At 71.1% G+C, this 17,697-nt stretch carries 18 protein-coding genes; 12 read left to right on the top strand and 6 right to left on the bottom strand.

Annotation, left to right across the window (positions count from 1 at the left end):
- Positions 1–135: 135 nt before the first annotated feature.
- From ACFXOM_RS17695 to nthA, 3 genes are read left to right on the top strand one after another with little or no spacing between them, the layout of a single operon-like run.
- A complete protein-coding gene (locus tag ACFXOM_RS17695; protein ID WP_384931137.1) occupies positions 136–417 on the top strand; it encodes a hypothetical protein in 282 nt (93 codons plus the stop codon).
- Positions 410–688, top strand: coding sequence for an SH3-like domain-containing protein (locus ACFXOM_RS17690; protein WP_384931140.1), 279 nt, complete (start codon positions 410–412; stop codon positions 686–688). The genes ACFXOM_RS17695 and ACFXOM_RS17690 overlap by 8 nt, the downstream gene beginning before the upstream one ends.
- Entirely contained in the window at positions 685–1,272 is a 588-nt protein-coding gene (gene nthA / locus ACFXOM_RS17685) for a nitrile hydratase subunit alpha (protein ID WP_384931143.1), read from the top strand. The genes ACFXOM_RS17690 and nthA overlap by 4 nt, the downstream gene beginning before the upstream one ends.
- A 36-nt stretch (positions 1,273–1,308) precedes the next feature.
- On the opposite strand, the gene ACFXOM_RS17680 is transcribed toward nthA, so the two are convergent.
- Positions 1,309–2,937 (bottom strand): tetratricopeptide repeat protein, encoded by a 1,629-nt coding sequence (locus ACFXOM_RS17680; RefSeq protein ID WP_384931145.1) that lies wholly within the window; start codon positions 2,935–2,937, stop codon positions 1,309–1,311.
- Between the two features lie 108 nt (positions 2,938–3,045).
- Between ACFXOM_RS17680 and ACFXOM_RS17675 the strand changes: the two genes are divergently transcribed.
- Both ACFXOM_RS17675 and ACFXOM_RS17670 read left to right on the top strand, forming a co-directional pair.
- Complete coding sequence (locus ACFXOM_RS17675) at positions 3,046–4,413, top strand: FAD-binding oxidoreductase (RefSeq protein ID WP_384931148.1); 1,368 nt, start codon at positions 3,046–3,048, stop codon at positions 4,411–4,413.
- A gap of 195 nt (positions 4,414–4,608) precedes the next feature.
- Positions 4,609–4,989, top strand: a complete 381-nt coding sequence (locus ACFXOM_RS17670) for a VOC family protein (protein WP_384931151.1) — start codon at positions 4,609–4,611, stop codon at positions 4,987–4,989.
- Here the strand turns inward: ACFXOM_RS17670 and ACFXOM_RS17665 are convergent.
- Positions 4,980–5,507, bottom strand: coding sequence for an SsgA family sporulation/cell division regulator (locus ACFXOM_RS17665; protein ID WP_384931154.1), 528 nt, complete (start codon positions 5,505–5,507; stop codon positions 4,980–4,982). The two genes, ACFXOM_RS17670 and ACFXOM_RS17665, sit on opposite strands and share 10 nt — an antisense overlap.
- A 246-nt stretch (positions 5,508–5,753) precedes the next feature.
- On the opposite strand from ACFXOM_RS17665, the gene ACFXOM_RS17660 reads away from it, so the two are divergent.
- Positions 5,754–7,280: an RDD family protein gene (locus ACFXOM_RS17660; protein ID WP_384931157.1), complete on the top strand. Its 1,527-nt coding sequence runs from the start codon at positions 5,754–5,756 to the stop codon at positions 7,278–7,280.
- Positions 7,281–7,357: 77 nt separating this feature from the next.
- On the top strand, positions 7,358–8,119 hold the full coding sequence (locus ACFXOM_RS17655; protein WP_384931160.1) for an RDD family protein: 762 nt from the start codon (positions 7,358–7,360) through the stop codon (positions 8,117–8,119).
- Here ACFXOM_RS17655 and ACFXOM_RS17650 read toward each other — a convergent pair.
- Together ACFXOM_RS17650 and ACFXOM_RS17645 are read right to left on the bottom strand one after the other, a co-directional pair.
- Positions 8,105–8,410, bottom strand: a complete 306-nt coding sequence (locus tag ACFXOM_RS17650; protein ID WP_384931163.1) for a hypothetical protein — start codon at positions 8,408–8,410, stop codon at positions 8,105–8,107. The two genes, ACFXOM_RS17655 and ACFXOM_RS17650, sit on opposite strands and share 15 nt — an antisense overlap.
- Before the next feature lie 463 nt (positions 8,411–8,873).
- A complete protein-coding gene (locus tag ACFXOM_RS17645) occupies positions 8,874–9,482 on the bottom strand; it encodes a TetR/AcrR family transcriptional regulator (RefSeq protein WP_384931166.1) in 609 nt (202 codons plus the stop codon).
- A gap of 168 nt (positions 9,483–9,650) precedes the next feature.
- Here ACFXOM_RS17645 and ACFXOM_RS17640 point away from each other — a divergent pair, with 168 nt between their 5' ends.
- The 3 genes from ACFXOM_RS17640 (at position 9,651) to ACFXOM_RS17630 (ending at position 14,112) form a co-directional block, all read left to right on the top strand.
- Positions 9,651–10,163, top strand: coding sequence for a hypothetical protein (locus tag ACFXOM_RS17640; protein ID WP_385038397.1), 513 nt, complete (start codon positions 9,651–9,653; stop codon positions 10,161–10,163).
- A gap of 660 nt (positions 10,164–10,823) precedes the next feature.
- Complete coding sequence (locus ACFXOM_RS17635; RefSeq protein WP_385038394.1) at positions 10,824–13,247, top strand: immune inhibitor A domain-containing protein; 2,424 nt, start codon at positions 10,824–10,826, stop codon at positions 13,245–13,247.
- Positions 13,248–13,797: 550 nt separating this feature from the next.
- On the top strand, positions 13,798–14,112 hold the full coding sequence (locus ACFXOM_RS17630; protein ID WP_384931176.1) for a hypothetical protein: 315 nt from the start codon (positions 13,798–13,800) through the stop codon (positions 14,110–14,112).
- A gap of 237 nt (positions 14,113–14,349) precedes the next feature.
- Here the strand turns inward: ACFXOM_RS17630 and ACFXOM_RS17625 are convergent, their stop codons facing one another.
- Together ACFXOM_RS17625 and ACFXOM_RS17620 are read right to left on the bottom strand one after the other, a co-directional pair.
- Positions 14,350–14,934, bottom strand: a complete 585-nt coding sequence (locus tag ACFXOM_RS17625; protein ID WP_384931179.1) for an isochorismatase family protein — start codon at positions 14,932–14,934, stop codon at positions 14,350–14,352.
- A gap of 142 nt (positions 14,935–15,076) precedes the next feature.
- On the bottom strand, positions 15,077–16,447 hold the full coding sequence (locus tag ACFXOM_RS17620) for a nicotinate phosphoribosyltransferase (RefSeq protein ID WP_384931182.1): 1,371 nt from the start codon (positions 16,445–16,447) through the stop codon (positions 15,077–15,079).
- A gap of 92 nt (positions 16,448–16,539) precedes the next feature.
- Here ACFXOM_RS17620 and clpS point away from each other — a divergent pair, with 92 nt between their 5' ends.
- Complete coding sequence (gene clpS, locus ACFXOM_RS17615) at positions 16,540–16,851, top strand: ATP-dependent Clp protease adapter ClpS (protein ID WP_384931185.1); 312 nt, start codon at positions 16,540–16,542, stop codon at positions 16,849–16,851.
- On the top strand, positions 16,851–17,450 hold the full coding sequence (locus ACFXOM_RS17610; protein ID WP_384931188.1) for a DUF2017 domain-containing protein: 600 nt from the start codon (positions 16,851–16,853) through the stop codon (positions 17,448–17,450). Before clpS ends, ACFXOM_RS17610 begins: the two co-directional genes overlap by 1 nt.
- The last annotated feature ends 247 nt before the right edge of the window (positions 17,451–17,697 follow it).

Raw genomic sequence — 17,697 nt, 5'->3', positions numbered from 1 at the left:
GCGGTTTCAGGTTTTTGTTGGGGGGGTTAGGGAGGGGGGGTGCCGAGCGTTGGATTTTGAACCTCTGCGGATCAGGAACACTGCCCCTAGACAAACGGACCTGACCCGTGGGCCGCGGGCCGTTATGGTCGGTACATGGCCAGGATCAACGACGTCGGCGGGATGCAGGGCTTCGGGCCGCTGGACACCGGTGACGACGGTGCGCCCTTCCACGCCGACTGGGAAGCGCGCGTGTTCGCGCTCAACTCGGCCCTGATCGCACGCAAGGTCTACAACCTCGACGAGTTCCGCGACGCCATCGAATCCATGGCGCCGGCCGACTACCTGGCGGCCTCGTACTACGAACGCTGGTTCCACGCGATCCGAACCCTCCTGGAACGCAAGGGCGTCATCGGGGCGGGCGAGCTCGATGACTGACCGCTTCGTCCCGGGCGCCCTGGTCCGCACCGTGCACCACGACCCGCCGCACCACACCCGGCTGCCCCGGTACGCCCGCGGCAAGCTGGGCACCGTGGTCGAGCCCGAAGGCCCCGCACCCCTCGCCGACCGCAACGCACAGGGTCGCGGAGACGCACCACGGGAACAGGTCTACGCCGTCAGTTTCGCCGCCCGCGAGCTGTGGGGCCAGGGGGACCACCACGTCGTGCTCGACCTGTTCGAGAGCTATCTGGAGGAGGGACGACCGTGACCGGACCCCATCACGACGCGGAGATCTCCCGTCGGGTGCGCCGTCTCGAAACCCTCCTGGAGGACCGGGGCATCGTCGCGGGTGCCGCGCTGGACGAAGCACTCGACGCCTTCCTCAGCGGTGCGTCCCCCGCGAACGGAGCCCGCGTCGTGGCCCGCGCCTGGACGGACCCGGCCTTCCGCGGCCGACTGCTCGCCGACGGCACCTCCGCCGTGGCCGAGCTCGGCATGTCCTCGGGCGGGGTCCAGCCGCAACGGCTGCGGGTCGTCGAGAACACCCCCGACACCCACAACGTCATCGTCTGCACGCTCTGCTCCTGCTACCCGGTCCGGTTGCTGGGGCCGTCGCCAGGCTGGTACAAGAGCGAGTCCTACCGTTCCCGCGTGGTCCGAGAACCCCGGGCCGTGCTGGAGGAGTTCGGCGTCCACCTCCCGGACGGCACCCGCATCACGGTCTGGGACTCCACCGCGGAAACCCGCTACATGGTCCTGCCGCTGCGCCCGGCGGGAACCGAGGGCCTGGACGAATCGGCACTCGCCGCGCTCGTCACGCGCAACGCCCTGATCGGCACGGCGGTGCTCTGAGCCCCGGCGACGCGGACGGGCCACGCGGCCCGCCGGTCAGCCGCCTTCCGACGGGTGGGGCGCGGCACCCACCCGCGTCGGCTCCGGGGACGTCCCGTCGGCATCGCGCCGCGCCCCCGAGGGCCGAACGTCACGCGGTTGGTCCGACTCCGCCGGGGACCGGGACTCGCGCGGTCCCGGCGACTGCGCGGGAGACTCCTCGTCCTCCGGGTAGTCCCCGTCGTCCTCCGGGTAGTCCCCGTCGTCGTCGGGGATCACGGAGTCGTCCCAAGGCTCGCCCTCGACGTCGCGCGGCCCTCCCGGCGGCGGATCTCCGAGTTCCTTGAGCGCGGCTTTCGCCCGCTTCACCAGCAGCGGTGAGAAGTACGGATTGATGCGCAGGGCCTGCGCGAGGTGCCGTCGGGCCGGGCCGTCGTCGCCGAGGGAGCGCTCGATCTCGCCCCGGTGGTACCAGTACAGGGCGTTCTGCTCACCCGTCGCGGTCGCCCGCTTGGCGTACTTCAGACCCTCCTTCGTCCGCCCCGCCCGGAACAGCGCCCAGCCGAGCGTGTCCGAGACCTCCGTGTTGCGGCGCAGCTGCCGCCACTGCCGCCCCAGCCGGGTCACCGCCGAGCGGGCGCTGGCGTGGTCCGCCTCGTACGCGGCGAGCACCAGCTCCTCGTTCGCTCCGCTCTTGCGCGCCCGGGCAGCCAGGGTGCGCACGGCGCCGTACTGCGCAAGCGCCTCGGTGCGCTGCCCCAGCGACTCGTACAGCTCGCCCGCCTGAAGTGCGTACCGGGGCAGCGGGAGCCGCTGGACGGCTGCCTGGTAATCGCGCAGCGCCTCGTTCGTGCGCCCGAGTGCCGCCCGCGCCCGCGCCCGTCCCGCGAGCGATGGATGGTGCCGCGGATCGAGCCGCAGCGCCGCGTCGTAGTACCCGGCCGCCTCCCCCGGCTCGCCGCGTTCCCAGGCGAGCTCGCCCAGCCGGTGCATCGCCACCGTCTTCTCCGCCGTCGTGGCGGATCGCGTCGACGCCTCGTCCGCCGTCGCGATCGCGTCCTCCCGTTGTCCCTGGACCTGTGCCACCTGGGACGAGCGCAGCAGGGTCTGCGGCAGGCCCGGCCGTAGGGCCGACAGCTTCGCCATGGCCTTCTCCGCCCCTGCGTACTGGCCGAGCCCGCTGTAGGCGTCGATCAGCACCGGGTACGTCGTCCACTGCTTCGGCGTCCTGGCCCGCACGCTCTCGGCCCACCGCTTCGCCGCCGCGTAGTCGCGGCGCACGTTCGCCAGCACCGCCATGCCCAGCTGTGCGTCGGCGTTGCCCTTCTCCCCGGGAAGGGCCTCCAGCGACCGTTTCAGCGCCGTTTCGGCCTTCGGGTAGGACGTCGGGTCGCCGAGCAGGACCCCCCGCTGCGTGTACGCCAGCCCGAGCACCGCCCAGGCGCCGCTGTCGTCCGGATGCGCCCCCACCCACTTCTCGTGGGACCGGATCAGCGCGGACACCTCACCGAGCGATCTGGACGCCCCCACACCCGCCGCGAGCATCGCCTGCCCGGCCGGGCCCGGCGCCGGTGCGGGGCCGTCCTCCCCACCCGGTCCGAAGACCATGATCCCGGTGCCGAGCGCCCCGACGACCAGCGAGGCGACCACCGCGTTCCTGACGTTTGGGGCGTATCGCGTCTTCATGGCGATCACTCTGCGCCATTCATCGGTCCATACGAAGAACGCACTCGGGGCGGCGACACGGAAGGCAGACGGGTTCACACCGATGGCCCCCGGTGCGAGTCTGGGATCATGGATGATCTCCTCTCCCGGCTCCGGGCGGGACTGCCCGCCGAAGCAGTGATCACCGACCCCGACGTCACCGCGTCGTACGCCAACGACATGGCGAGCTTCTGCGACGCGGGCAGCCCAGCCGTCGTCGTCCTGCCGCGCACCGTCGAGCAGGTCCAGCACGTCATGCGCACCGCGACCGCCCTCCGCGTCCCGGTCGTCCCCCAGGGAGCGCGCACCGGACTGTCCGGTGCGGCCAACGCCTCGGACGGCTGCATCGTCCTCTCGCTGGTCGGCATGGACCGGGTCATCGAGATCAACCCCGTCGAGCGGATCGCCGTGGTCGAACCGGGCGTCGTCAACGCCGCGCTGTCGCGCGCCGTGAACCAACACGGCCTGTACTACCCGCCGGACCCCTCCAGCTGGGAGACGTGCACCATCGGCGGAAACATCGGCACGGCCTCCGGCGGACTGTGCTGCGTCAAGTACGGCGTCACCGCCGAGTACGTGCTCGGCCTCGACGTCGTCCTCGCTGACGGCCGTCTCCTCAGTACCGGCCGCCGCACGGCGAAGGGGGTCGCCGGATACGACCTCACGCGGCTCTTCGTGGGCTCCGAAGGCAGCCTCGGCGTCATCGTGCAAGCCGTTCTGGCGCTGCGCCCGCAGCCTCCCCAACAGCTGGCCCTCGCCGCCGAGTTCGCCTCCGCGGCCGCTGCGTGCGAGGCGGTCTGCACCATCATGGAGCACGGCCACACCCCCTCGCTGCTGGAGCTCATGGACCGCACCACCATCCAGGCGGTCAACGCCATGGCGCACATGGGGCTCCCCAACAGCACGGAGGCGCTGCTCCTCGCCGCGTTCGACACCCCGGACCCCGCTGCCGATCTCGCAGCGGTCGGGAAGCTCTGCGTGGCCGCCGGGGCCACCGAGGTCGTGCCCGCGGACGACGCCGCCGAGTCCGACATGCTGCTCCAGGCCCGCCGGCTCTCCCTCACCGCCCTGGAGACCGTCAAGTCCGCGACGATGATCGACGATGTCTGCGTGCCCCGTTCCCAGCTCGCCGCGATGCTCGACGGCACCGCGGCGATCGCGCACGAGTACGACCTCACGATCGGGGTCTGCGCACATGCCGGGGACGGCAACACCCACCCCGTCGTGTGCTTCGACCACACCGATCCCGACGAAACGCGGCGAGCCCGGGAGTCGTTCGACGAGATCATGGCGCTCGGGCTGCGCCTCGGTGGGACGATCACGGGCGAACACGGCGTGGGCGTGCTCAAGAAGGAATGGCTCGCCCGCGAACTGGGTCCGGTCGGAGTCGAGTTGCAACGCGGCATCAAAGCGGTCTTCGATCCGCTCGGCATCCTCAACCCCGGCAAGGTGTTCTGATGCGGCCCCACCGGGTGCGCGAGCACCGAGGGGACGCGGGCCGGGGCGGGTCGTCCGGGCCCGCCACCCGCCACGAGGCAGCGCGCCCGACGCGGATCGACGGCACGCTGACGACGTGGACGTGGACGGGGCCGTGCGCGGAGCGCGGAGTCACAGTCCCGCATAGCGTGTGAGAAGAACGACGAAGGAGGAGCCGTGCCCGCACGTCTTGACCACACCATCGTCCACAGCACCGACCGTTTCGCCGCCGCCCGCTTCCTCACCGGGCTGATCGGCGCACCCGATCCCGAGCCCTTCGGTCCCTTCGCCAGTGTCCCGCTCGCCAACGGGGTCACGCTCGACTACCTCGACGGGACGGACGGGGCCGAGGTCGTCTCCCAGCACCTGGCCTTCCTCGTCAGCGACGAGGAGTTCGACCAGATCCTCGCGCGGATACAGGACCGCGAACTGCCTTACTGGGCCGACCCGGAACACGCGTCACCGCAATCGATCAACCACCTCTTCCGGGGCCGCGGCGTGTACGTCGACGACCCCGACGGGCACTCCATCGAGTTCATCACGCACACCTACGTCTGATCCGGGGCGGGCCGGGAGGAGTCCTGCGGCTCGCCCCCCGCTCTCGGCGTCTCCCCGCCGAGAGCGGGGGAGGCGTCGCGGCGGTGCGCGTCGTCTCCGATGGCGTCCCCGCCCGGGGCGAGCAGCTCGGCCAACCCGGCGTCGAGAGCCAGTCGCTCCGACTCCGTGCCGGGGGGCACCAACCGCAGCGTCCGCTCCAGCCACATCGAGACCTGCGCGGCGGAAGCCTCCAACAGGGCCTCGCCGTCCGGTGAGGACAACGCGATCAGGATGACGCTGTGCCCCTCGACCTTCGTCGGCCAGATGCGGATGTCTCCGTGGCCGCACGGCCGGAAGACCCCCTCGACCAGCAGCTCCCGCGCGAAGGCCCAGTCCACCGGGGACTCCGAGCCGATGTGGAAGCTGATGTGGACGGCGTACGGATCCTCCGCGCAGTAGGTCAGTCGCGCCGGGACGGGGACGCTGTGGTCCGACGACAGCACCAACTTGAGCTCCAGCTCGCGTTCCACGGTGTGCATGAGAGTGCGACTTCCTTTCCTGACACGAGGCCCCGGAGCGGGCCACACAGGGGGAGAGCGCCGTCCCCACCGACTATTACGTGACTTTCACCCACAACTTCTCAGTGTCGGGGCACCCGACCCGTGTAGTGGGGGCAGGCACTACCGGAAAGTGGGCCTTCGGGCGGGACGGGCCCGGAGCAGGCCGCCGGTCTGATAGATGTGGACCCTTGAATCGATGCCTCCAGGAGATACGGGACCACGGTGATGAGCGCCCCAACCCCGGCAACCGGCGACGGCAGCCCCACGCCTGGCTACTACCCCGACCCGTCCATCCCCGGATACGTCCGGTACTGGAACGGGACGTCATGGGTGCCCGGGACGAGCCGTCCGGCGCCGAAGGGCGGCGACGCGACGCCGTCGCCGCCGCCCTCGGCCGCGGCGGCGCACGCCCCGGCCGCCGCGTCCGTCGAGGAGACGGGTCCCGTCTTCCTTGACGAGGCCCCCGAGGCCCCGGCAGGTGTCCAGCCGCCGGCCAGCGCCTGGCACGCGGACGCCTCCCAGCAGACCGGCTTCGGCGGTGACCTCGACCGCCGTGTCTCCTGGGGCTCGCAGACCCACGGGGCGGACCTGCCGGGCGCCGGCTCCCAGGCAGCATCGGCCCCGGCTCCGGGCCAGGCGTGGGACCGGCCAGCGGCCGTCCAGGACGGTCCGGCGGCAGGCGTCGCCGACAGCGGGGCGTCGGGACCGTCGTCCGGCGTACGGGTCCGCCGTACGGCCGCCTCCGGGCACCAGGACCCGCGTGCGGAGACCGCGGCCGAGACCGCGTCCGGGACGCCCCCGGCGGACCCGACCGGCGGCGCACTGCCGGGAGTGCGCAGCGTCGCCGGCGCGGCGGCCGAGCAGGAGCCGCAGCCGACGGACGGCACGATGACCACCCCGGGCCTGCACCATCAGGGCGACGCGCCGTCCTCCGAAGGCACGATGACGATGCGCACGATGACGCCGCCGAAGCAACCGCCGCCGGCGCGTACCCCGCCTCCCCGGGGGTCCGGGGCGCAGGTCGGCGAGGAACAGGATCCGGCACATCCGGTGACGGCCCCGCCGCAGCGGGCGGCGCAAGTGCCGGTACAGCAGCAGGCGAAGGCCCCGGCGCAGCAGCGGGCGCCGATGTCGGCGGGCGTCGGCGGCGGTGCCGCGTCATGGGCCCAGCAGGCACGCCCGTTGGACCGGCAGGGCGAGGAACCGCCGGTCGTCCCGTGGAAGCCCCCGGTCAACGACCCGTTCCTGCAGGCAGCTCAGGCCCAGGCCGCAGCACGGCCTGCCGCACTCGGCAAGCGCTTCGCGGCCCGGCTGATCGACACGGTCGTCCTGGGGGCCGTCGTCGCCGTCGTTTCCGCACCGTTCGTCTCCGGTGCGCTCACGCACATCGACGAGAAGATCCAAGCGGCGAAGACGTCCGGTGAAACGGTCACGGTGTGGCTGATCGACGGCACGACAGGGGTGCAGTTCGGTGTCGTACTCGTCGCCCTGCTGGCGCTCGGCGCACTCTACGAGGCGTTGCCCACTGCCAAGTGGGGGCGCACGCTCGGCAAGAGGCTGATGGGCCTGGAAGTCCGCGACATCGAGTCGCACGGGCCCCCGTCGTTCGCCGCAGCGCTGCTCCGCTGGCTGGTGCACGGAATGCTGGGGGTGCTGCTCGTCGGGACCGTCAACGTGCTCTGGTGCCTGTTCGACCGCCCGTGGAGGCAGTGCTGGCACGACAAGGCGGCCCATACCTTCGTGGCGGGCTGACGCCCCGTCGCCCCGCGGGTCCCCCGAACGGCACATGAGCCGTTGCGGGCCCTGGCGGGGCGGGGTGCACTGCCCCCATGAGCAACGACCAGCCGCCTAGTCAGCCGCCCGAGGACGACCCGTTCCGCAAGAGGCCCCAGGAGCCCGAGGGTCCGCCTCCTGGGGGGCAGCCCCCGGGCGGCCCGCCGCCAGGAGGGCAGCCGCCGCCTCCTGGGGGGCAGCCCCCTCCCGGGGGAGCGGGACCGTACGGGGCTCCTCCGCCCCCCGGGACCGGTTCTCCGTACGGGGGTTCCGCCCCGCCGCCTCCGTACGATTCCGGTGCGTACGGAGGTGACCCCTACGGGCCGCCCGACCCGCTGCGGGGGATGCCGCCGCTCGCCGAACCCGCACGGCGCTATGTCGCCCGGTTCATCGACTGGCTGATCGTCCTCATCCCCCTGGCGATCATCGGGATCCCGTTCGGGATCTACCGCGGGGTCTCGGACTCGTCCGACGGCTTCAACGACCTGTTCACCCAGGTGAATACGGGCGTGCAATGGGTGTTCCAGATCATCACGATCGTGGCCTACGTCGGGTACGACACCCTGATGGTCCGCTCGTCCGGACAGACCCTCGGCATGAAGCTGTTCAAGATGCGCGTCGCGATGCTCAAGGACGGCAGTACCCCGGACACCGGCTCCTCGCTCACCAGGGCGGCCGTGCTCTGGCTGCCGCAGCTCATCTGCTGCCCCTGCATCTGGCCGCTGATCCTGGCCATCATGATCCTGGTGGACAAGCCCTACAAGCAGGGCCTGCACGACAAGGCAGCCAAGACGGTGGTGGTGTCAGTGCCGCAGTGAGTGCTCGCCGACGCGCGACCCGTTGCCCGCGTGGGCGACGGGTACGCGGGCTGTGTCCGCGGTCGGGGAGGGAGCCACGCCCGCCCGGCCGCGACCGTCCGCGCGGGCCGCCCTCGCCCGGGTGGGCAGCGGTACGGTCACGGCGACCAGGAGGCCGAGGGCGAGGGCCGCGACCCCGATGACCGCGACGCCGATCCCCGTCGTCGTACGGGAGAGCAGCAGCATGGCGACGGTCGAGATGACGACGGTGGCCGAACCATAGGCGAGCTGTGCGGCAGTCGGACGCGGCATGGTGGGGTTCCGTCCCTCGGAGCGGCAATTCTGTGGGGGTGTCACCAACGGGTCGCACTGTTCGACGACCCTACGACGGTGGATGCCCGAGAGGAACCGGTAGTAAGCGTGACCTAACCCACGGTACCGGTGCATGGGGGGCGCATGGAGTCACTCGTCTCACGAGTTGGCCCTGACGGTGCGCCTGTTCGACCGGATCGCGTGGCGCGGCCGGGAGTCCGGGGACGGGGTTACCGGGGAGTGGGCGATCCGCCGGTGGGCCAGGGGCCTCGGCTCTGGCGACGCAGGTCGGGGTGTGGCCCGGCGTCGGCGAGGCGCGGCTGAACCGCCGCGGAGTACGACGGGGCGGGGCCGGCGCCGGCACGGTGCGGCGCGTGGCCACCGCCACGTCCGTGGTGTCCGGCACGGCGGCTGTTCGATTCCCCGTCCCCTGCTTCCGGCCGGGCCCCGGCAGCCCCGGCGTTCACTGCGGCCGGCTCGGCGGGTCGGCGGCGACGACGCGGTGGAAGAGGGCTTGGACGGCAGCGGTGATGTCGGTGTCGGTCTTGGTGTGGTGGCAGGGGCCGGTGTAGGCGTGGGTGAGGAAGTCGGCGGTGAGTTCGGGTTCCGGCACGTCGAACTCGCCGGCCGCGTGGCCCTCCGTGAGGAGGGTGACGAGGAGGTCGCGGGCGGCGGTCATGGGTTCCTCACCGGCTGCGCCGCCGGGTTCGTGGAAGAGCCGGTGGTAGAGCTGGTGGTGGTCCCGTTCCACGGCGATCCAGGCGGCCACGAGACCGTCGAGGCGTTCGGTCCAGGTCAGGTCGGGCAGTCCCAGGAGGGCTGCGGGCTCCTGGAGCATGCGGTCCCACATCTCGGCCTGGAGGGCGGCCAGGAGCTCCTGCTTGGAGTCGAAGTAGAGGTAGACCGTGCCCTTGGCGACCCCGGCGCGGGCGGCGACCTTGCTGACGGTCAGCGCATCGTAACCGTCGCCCAGGAGCAGGGCGGCCGTCGCGTCCAGGATCTGCCGGCGGCGGACGTCCGGAGGCTGGAAGCGACCGGTGGGCTGGGCGGGGGCGGACTGGTCCGCGGGCACGATCGCTCCTTCGTCGGGGGGTGACTGTCCTGCGGTCGGTCAGTCGACGGTCTCCAGGGTGTCATGCGGCTTGTGGGTGCGAGGCCGCTCCGGGGCCGTGGCGGAGGCAGTCGTGGATGCCGGTGTGTCGCGGGTCACAGTTCCTCCAGTGGGAAGGGGATCGAGGGAATGACCGTCTGCATCGGCGAGGAGAACGCCGACCGCACCGGGGCCCTGGTCGCCGACGAACCCCTCTACCTCGGCATGGCCGCCACCGCGTTCCGCGCCTGGACCGGCGATGTCATCGCCATCGCCCCTCCTTCCCTGCCGGGCGCCGACGAACTGCGCCGGAGCCTGCGCGAGCAGGGCGGCGACCTCGTCGTGGGCGAGATCGTCCGCCTGCACCACACCGACGGCGACCTGCACGCCGTGGAGCTGGTCGACGGCACCCTCCTGGAGCGGCAGACCCTGCTGTGGCCGCAGCCGCAGCGGCAGGTCCCGCTCGTCGAGCGGCTGGTCGCGGAGCACGGCCTCGTTCTGAGCGACGGACACGTCTCCGTGGACGAAGGCCGCAAGACGAGCATCCCGGGCCTTTACGCCGCCGGCGATTTGACCGGAGGGACCTGGGAGCAGGGAGTCGTCCCCGCCGTCACCGCCGGAGCTGCGGCCGCCGACGCCATCCACTTCGCGCACCTGGCCTGACGGCCTTCCGACGCCCCGCCGGGGCACTTCGCGTCCGAGCGGTCCCCGCTGACGTCAAGGAGCAGCGTGTCGCACCCGTCGGGTCGTGCTTCGCGGGTTCGGCCGCCGGCGCTGAGCCGGCGGACAGGTGTGGTCGACGCGGCTGCGGCAACTCCTCGACGAACCCCGGGGGTCGGTCGTCGACCCCGGGCCGTGAGCGTTCTGCCGCAAACCGGTTCGGGCCGGACTCGTCGACCACCGGCTCCGTCGCCGTCCACCAGCGTCCGGTGGGCCGCGACGTCTTCCTGCGGCCCCCTGCCGCATCCCCCCTTGCCTTCGGACCGCCACCGGTGGGTCCGACGAGTTCTCCTTCCGGGCCTGTCCGGGAACGGCACTCGGAACCCGCCGGTGGGTCACCTGCCCCCGAAGTCCGAGTTGGAACGCGTGGGTCGACGCGGGAGGGGCGGCGGAGCACCGTCGTCCCTACCCCCGGGCTGCACGTCCGGTATCCGGAACTGAACCCCTGCATAGTGCAGTTGGCCTGCTCAAGTCAAGGTCTGTCTTTTCGCTGGCAACTCCGGTCGAATGTCGTCACTTGTGACGCGCTGCCGCGCGCGGATCCACCACCCCACAGTCTTTGGTCCGCGGTGACGCCGGCGGCGCAGGGGAGGACACCATCAAGTGACCAACAAACGACGCGCGATCAGAGCGTCCGCGGTGCTCGTGGCTCTTGCCACGACCGGTGCGACGGCCGCGGCCTTCACCACGGCCCAGGCCCAGGGCAACGTCTCCGGCTCCGTCGGAGTCGAGCGCCACGATCCGGCGCCGGGGAAGGGCGACAGCAAGGGGCATGTCGTCCACGACCTCGACGGTCCGTTCAGCAAGCGCCAGGAGCAGCAGCGCCAGGCGGCGCTGGAGCGGGTCATATCCGGGGACGCGACCGTGCAGCAGCGCGGCGCGTCCAAGGTCGTGAAGCTCGATGCCAAGAAGTACGTCGAACTCGGCCGGGAGAAGACCGACAAGATCTTCACCATTCTGGTGGAGTTCGGCGACAAGGTCGACGACACCACGATGATCGACCCGGACGGCGACGGCCCGAAGCCGCCCGTCAAGAAGTACGGTGGCACGCCCGGCCCGCTGCACAACAAGATCGCGCAGCCGGACCGCACGGTGGACAACTCCACCGCCTGGCAGAAGGACTACAACCAGCAGCACTTCCAGGACCTCTACTTCGGCAAGGGCAAGGACAAGAAGGGCAAGCCCAAGCAGTCGCTGAAGACCTACTACGAGCGGACCTCCTCGGGCCGCTACTCCGTCGACGGCGCGGTCTCGGACTGGGTCAAGGTCGACTACAACGAGGCCCGCTACGGGTCCAACTACTGCGGCCAGTCCAACTGCAACAACGTGTGGGACGCGGTCAAGGACGGCGTTACCGCCTGGACCGCCGACCAGAAGGCCAAGGGCAAGACCGACGCCGAGATCAAGGCCCAGCTGGCGCAGTACGACCAGTGGGACCGCTACGACTTCGACGGCGACGGCAACTTCAACGAGCCCGACGGCTACATCGACCACTTCCAGATCGTCCACGCGGGCGAGGACGAGTCGGCCGGCGGCGGCGCCGAGGGCCCCAACGCCCTGTGGGCGCACCGCTGGTACGCCTACGGCACCGACGCGGGCAAGACCGGTCCGGCGAACAACAAGGCCGGCGGCACCCAGGTCGGCAACACCGGCATCTGGGTCGGCGACTACACCATGCAGCCGGAGAACGGCGGCCTGGGGGTCTTCGCCCATGAGTACGGTCACGACCTCGGCCTGCCGGACCTGTACGACACCTCCGGTGGCGGCGAGAACTCGACCGGCTTCTGGACCTTGATGTCGTCCGGTTCGTGGCTCGGCAGCGGCCGGGACTCCATCGGCGACATGCCCGGCGACATGACCGCCTGGGACAAGCTGCAGCTGGGCTGGCTCAACTACACCAAGGGCAAGGCGGCGACGAAGTCCACCCACAAGCTGGGTGTGTCCGCGTACAACACCAAGAACCCGCAGGCCCTCGTCGTCGAGTTGCCGAAGAAGACGGTCACCACCACCGTCGTGAAGCCTGCTGAAGGCTCCAAGCAGTGGTGGAGCGACATGGGTGACGACCTCAAGAACACCCTGACCCGCTCCGTCGACCTCACCGGCAAGTCCGAGGCGTCCCTGGAGCTCTCGGGCTGGTGGGACATCGAGGCCGACTACGACTTCCTCTACGCCGAGGCGTCGACGGACGGCGGAGCCCACTGGACGGCCCTGGACGGCACCGCCGACGGCACGCCGATCCCCCGTGACGCGAGCGACGCCCCGGCGCTGACCGGTCAGTCCGGCGCGTACAAGAAGCTCGTGTACGGCCTGGACGCCTACGCGGGCAAGAAGGTCGACGTCCGCTTCCGCTACCAGACGGACGGCGGCGCGGGCGGCAAGGGCTTCGCGGCCGACGAGATCAGCATCAACGCCGACGGCGCCCCGCTGTTCACGGACAACGCCGAGGGCGACGACAACGGTTGGACCGCCAAGGGCTTCTCCCGGGTCGGTGAGAGCTTCACCAAGGAGTACGAGCAGTACTACCTGGCGGAGAACCGGCAGTACGTCTCGTACGACGGGACCCTCAAGGTCGGCCCGTACAACTTCGGCTTCAAGGCGCCGAAGGACGGCTGGGTCGAGCACTACCCGTACCAGAACGGTCTGCTGGTCTGGCTCTGGGACACCTCCCAGAAGGACAACAACACCAGCCAGCACCACGGCGCGGGCCTGGTCCTGCCGGTGGACGCCAACGCCAAGCCGATGAAGTGGGCGGACGGCACGCTGATGCGCAACCGCATCCAGTCGTACGACTCGACCTTCAGCACCTACCGCTCGGACGCCTTCAGGCTGCACAAGGCGGACGCGGGTGTGAAGATCGCTTCGCACAAGGGCAACCCGGTCTTCGACGACCGCAAGGGCGTCTACTGGTACGAGGAGAACCCGACCGCCGGTGTCAAGGTGAGTGACACCAACACGCGGATCCGGATCGTCAGGGAGCCGAAGAACGGCCAGACGATCACCGTGCAGGTCGGCCCGTCGACCAAGTAGGTCAGGGCACCCGCAAGCACGGTTGGCCGTCGCTCCCACGGGGAGCGGCGGCCAACCGCATTTCCCGGCCCCGGGCGCGAGGAAGAGAGGCGCCCGCGCGTCCGACGACACGCCGAGAATCCACCTCCAGCACGAAGGGGGCCCCGCCGTGCCCGCCGGTGACTACGCCGGCGCATCGAGCGACGCTCCCGCTCGCCCGGACGCGTCCGTCGCCGCGTCCGTCGCCGCGGCCGGAGCCGGGTCCTGCGTACCGGGAGGCGTTCTCGCCGTCGCGGGTTTCCTGACCGGTGCTGCGCTTGCCGACCCGGACCCGGACGTACCGCACCGGGTGGGGTGCGGGACGGCTGCGGCTGTTGACGTCCGGCATCGGGACTGGGATGCGCGTGGTGTTCGGGAGAGTCGCCGGGCTGCCGGACGGAGGCCGGTATGACCAATGAAGTAGCAGGTCAGAGCATGATCGACCATTGCCCTCTAGCGGGCGGCGGCCGATCGTGTTTAGGTGCGTCTGACCGAAGTTCTTATTGACAGTGAGTACGGGGGAGCGTGAGGCATGCCCGGCGGAGGGTTCTGCAAACTGCCAGGAGGCAGTGTGGTGGTCGCGATAGGCCTGCCCAGCCCGGTGGGCGACGGCAGCACGGTCCGGGTGCTGGTGCACGCGGCGAACCGGGCCCGCGCCCTGACCCGGCTGCGGAACCTGGGGCTGCGCGCCGTCTACCTGCGGGGGAACGCGGAGCCACCGACGCCGGACGAGGTCACGGCCGTGCTGCACCACCCGGACGGCCTGCTGTGGCGGACCCACGAGGAGCAGACCCAGGAGCTCTGGCACCCGATCCGGGCGCTCCTGAAGCCCGCCGGCGGGGCGTAGCCCCGTCGCGGTGCGGAACGCTCCCCGGCCGACGCTGTTCCGTGCGCGGGGCAGCACGGGGGGCGCATCACGCGGTGCGCTTCGACCGCCCCCGGCGCGTGAGGACGGACACCCGGTCCTCCCGGCGCCACGGGGCGCGCTCCCCCCCAACGCGTCCGGGCAGGTACTGGACGACACGGACCGGCCGGTGGGAGCGGCGCCGTGCGCCGCGGGCCCGTGCGCACTCCGGGGCGCGTCTCACACCACGGGCTTGCCGGACAGCTCCACGCCCGCCTCCCGCATCTGCTCCAGCGCCCGCTGGGTCGTCGCCTCGGCGACCCCGGCCGTCAGGTCCAGCAGGACGTGGGTGCGGAAGCCTTCCCTGGCCCCGTCCAGGGCTGTCGCCCGCACGCAGTGGTCGGTGGCGATACCGACGATGTCGATCTCCGTGACCGTGCGGTCGTGCAGCCACTGTGCCAGCGTGGTCCCGTTCTCGTCGGTCCCCTCGAACCCGCTGTACGCCGCGGCGTACTCGCCCTTGTCGAAGACCGCGTCGATCGCCCCGCTGGCGACCACCGGCGCGAAGTTCGGGTGGAAGCCGACCCCCTCCGTCCCGGCGACGCAGTGGGCCGGCCAGGAGTCCACGTAGTCGGGCCGCTCCGAGAAGTGGTCGCCGGGGCTTATGTGGTGGTCACGGGTCGCCACGACGTGGCGGTAGCCGGGCTGGGCCTGGCCGATCAGGTCGGTGATGGCGGCGGCGACGTCGGCACCCCCCGCCACCGCGAGGCTGCCGCCCTCGCAGAAGTCGTTCTGAACGTCCACGACGATCAATGCGCGGTGCATGGCGGGTGTCCTTCGGTGGAGGGGGGTGGTGGTCAGGCGGCAATGTTCTGAGGGTAGAGACTTCAACGGGCCTGGGGGAGGGGGCGTTTGCCTGCCGTGGGAGCCGCCGTCGCTTCCTGCGTCATCTCGTGTTCATGGTGGATCACGCGTACTCCGTGGGGAGCACCGGCTCACCGCGCGACAACTGCACCGCGGAGACGGGCAGTGCCGCTCGCGCCGCGATGTGTCGCTCGCGCGCCGTGTCCAGCGGCTCGCGCCCGACGACCTCGCCGGCCTTGACCAGCTCGACCAGCAGCTGCCGGTCCGCGAACTCCTCCGGTACCGGGCCGGTACCGAGTACCTCGGCCTCGGCCACACCGGTAGCGTCGGTTCGACGGGCCGCCCATTTGCGGCCCCCGACGGACGCCTTTCCTGCGGTGGACTTCTTGGCCACGGGCACGAGTGGCGCGGTCGGGTCGGCCGAGGCGGCGCGCGCCACCAGCTTGTAGACCATGGAACAGGTGGGGTGTCCGCTGCCGGTGACCAGTTGCGTTCCCACCCCGTAGGCGTCCACCGGTGCGGCGGCCAACGAGGCGATCGCGTATTCGTCGAGGTCGGAGGTCACGACGATCTTCGTACGGTGCGCGCCGAGGTCGTCCAACTGCTGCCGAACCCGGTGGGCGACCAGCAGCAGGTCCCCGGAGTCGATGCGCACGGCGCCGAGCCCCGTCCCGGCGACCTCCACGGCGGTGCGGACGGCTTCGGCGACGTCGTACGTGTCGACGAGCAGGGTCGTGCCGCGTCCGAGCGAGTCCACTTGGGCTCGGAACGCGTCGCGCTCGGTGTCGTGCAGCAGGGTGAAGGCGTGCGCGCTGGTGCCGACCGTCGGGATGCCGTACCGGAAGCCGGCGGCGAGGTCAGAGGTGGAGTCGAAGCCCCCGACGTACGCGGCGCGCGAGGAGGCGACGGCGGCGAGCTCGTGCGTGCGCCGGGCGCCCATCTCGATGAGCCGGCGCCCGCCCGCGGCGGTCGACATCCGTGATGCCGCCGCCGCGATGGCCGAGTCGTGGTTGAGGATCGACAGGATCACCGTCTCCAACAGCACGCACTCGGCGAAGGAGCCCTCCACCCGCAGGACCGGCGAACCCGGGAAGTAGACCTCGCCCTCCGGGTAGCCCCAGACGTCGCCGCCGAAGCGGTAGCCGGACAACCACTCGAGGGTCGGTTCGTCGACGATCCCCTGGTTCCCGAGGAAGTCGAGCACGCCGTCGTCGAAGTGGAAGTTCTCCACGGCGTCGAGCACGCGTCCGGTGCCCGCCACGACCCCGTAGCGACGCCCCTCGGGCAGCCGGCGGGTGAAGACCTCGAAGACGGAGCGGCGGTCGGCGGTGCCGCCCTTCAGCGCCGCCTGGAGCATCGTGAACTCGTACTGGTCGGTGAAGAGTGCGGTCGACGGCACGCCGACCCGTCGCCCCGACCGTGGAAGCACGTCACGCACGCCTTCTGCCGCCGGCTTCGGATCCGCAGTGTTCATGGTGAGGATGCTACCCCTAATTTCGTCAGACTGACGAGATGTCGGTGAATCGGCCGGGGTCGTTTGTGCGACGGGGCCTCCGGGGTGGCAGCATGGGTGGAGTGACTGTGCCCCTAGAGATCGAGCAGACCCAGTCGGCCGAGGAGGTCTTCGCCGTACCCGAGCCCGATGTTCCCTGGGTGACGATCGTGCACAACGATCCAGTCAATCTGATGAGCTACGTCACCTACGTCTTCCAGGCCTATTTCGGCTACTCCAAGGACAAGGCCCACAAGCTGATGCTGGACGTCCACCACAAGGGTCGCGCAGTCGTTTCCAGTGGCACCCGTGAGGAGATGGAGCGCGACGTGCAGGCGATGCACGGCTACGGGCTGTGGGCGACCCTCTCCCAGGACCGCAAGTGATGCCCGGGCACTTCGAGGCGCTGCCCGGCGGTGGCGCCGCCGTCGCGCTCGACGAAGTCGAGATCTCCATCCTGCGCTCCCTGGCCGTCCAACTGCTCGAGCTGATCGGTCCCGGAGACGAGCCGGCCGAGGGGGAGGACCCGCTGGCAGCACTGTTCGCGGAGGGGCCGAGCGAGCCGCCCTCGGACCCCGCGCTGGCCCGGCTCTTCCCCGACGCGTACGGCGGCCCCGGTGCCGACGCGGCCGAGAACGCCGAGCAACTGCAGGAATTCGCGGCCGAGTTCCGCCGCTACACGGAGAACGACCTGCGCGCCCGCAAGCGGGACGACGCCCTCGCGGTCGTGCGCAACCTCGACGCACTCACCGTCGAGGGTGAGGGCGGGGCGGTGCTGAAGCTGACGGCAGACGACTCGCGGCACTGGCTGGGTGCGCTGAACGACCTGCGGTTGACGATCGGCACCCGGCTGGAGGTCACCGACGAGGACGAGGGCGACGAGCTGTACCGGCTGCCCGACTCCGATCCGCGCAAGCCGATGGTCATGGCGTACCTCTGGTTGGGTGCGCTCCAGGAAACGCTCGTCGAAACGCTCATGTCTTGACGTGCTCCATGGCATGAAGTCCAGGGGTTCCGGCCTGGGTCGTCTGACCCTTCCGGGGGCTTCCTGCTTCACCGCGCTGTGCGGGCACGGGTGCCCGTCTTGCAGGCGCTCCACGGGCGTTTAGCGTCTCCCACCGCGGACGCCGTCGACACCGGATGCGGCGGGCGGGAGGGGGGGGTGGTTCCGTCCGGGCCGCGGATCCCCGGTGGGGGGGGGGAACCCCCCCCGAGGGGCGCGACATCCCACC

Source organism: Streptomyces sp. NPDC059169, from assembly GCF_042755225.1.
Lineage (GTDB): Bacteria > Actinomycetota > Actinomycetes > Streptomycetales > Streptomycetaceae > Streptomyces.
This window is presented reverse-complemented; position numbering and strand designations above follow the sequence as displayed.

What these genes read in the sequence shown, in the direction of transcription:
- ACFXOM_RS17695 (WP_384931137.1), top strand. Translation starts at nt 136, where the DNA reads ATGGCCAGGATCAACGACGTCGGCGGGATGCAGGGCTTCGGGCCGCTG.
- ACFXOM_RS17620 (WP_384931182.1), bottom strand. Translation starts at nt 16,447, where the DNA reads ATGAACACTGCGGATCCGAAGCCGGCGGCAGAAGGCGTGCGTGACGTG.
- clpS (WP_384931185.1), top strand. Translation starts at nt 16,540, where the DNA reads ATGGGTGGAGTGACTGTGCCCCTAGAGATCGAGCAGACCCAGTCGGCC.
- ACFXOM_RS17640 (WP_385038397.1), top strand. Translation starts at nt 9,651, where the DNA reads ATGACCGTCTGCATCGGCGAGGAGAACGCCGACCGCACCGGGGCCCTG.
- ACFXOM_RS17690 (WP_384931140.1), top strand. Translation starts at nt 410, where the DNA reads ATGACTGACCGCTTCGTCCCGGGCGCCCTGGTCCGCACCGTGCACCAC.
- ACFXOM_RS17665 (WP_384931154.1), bottom strand. Translation starts at nt 5,507, where the DNA reads ATGCACACCGTGGAACGCGAGCTGGAGCTCAAGTTGGTGCTGTCGTCG.
- ACFXOM_RS17630 (WP_384931176.1), top strand. Translation starts at nt 13,798, where the DNA reads ATGCCCGGCGGAGGGTTCTGCAAACTGCCAGGAGGCAGTGTGGTGGTC.
- ACFXOM_RS17660 (WP_384931157.1), top strand. Translation starts at nt 5,754, where the DNA reads ATGAGCGCCCCAACCCCGGCAACCGGCGACGGCAGCCCCACGCCTGGC.
- ACFXOM_RS17675 (WP_384931148.1), top strand. Translation starts at nt 3,046, where the DNA reads ATGGATGATCTCCTCTCCCGGCTCCGGGCGGGACTGCCCGCCGAAGCA.
- ACFXOM_RS17625 (WP_384931179.1), bottom strand. Translation starts at nt 14,934, where the DNA reads ATGCACCGCGCATTGATCGTCGTGGACGTTCAGAACGACTTCTGCGAG.
- ACFXOM_RS17610 (WP_384931188.1), top strand. Translation starts at nt 16,851, where the DNA reads ATGCCCGGGCACTTCGAGGCGCTGCCCGGCGGTGGCGCCGCCGTCGCG.
- ACFXOM_RS17655 (WP_384931160.1), top strand. Translation starts at nt 7,358, where the DNA reads ATGAGCAACGACCAGCCGCCTAGTCAGCCGCCCGAGGACGACCCGTTC.
- ACFXOM_RS17680 (WP_384931145.1), bottom strand. Translation starts at nt 2,937, where the DNA reads ATGAAGACGCGATACGCCCCAAACGTCAGGAACGCGGTGGTCGCCTCG.
- ACFXOM_RS17650 (WP_384931163.1), bottom strand. Translation starts at nt 8,410, where the DNA reads ATGCCGCGTCCGACTGCCGCACAGCTCGCCTATGGTTCGGCCACCGTC.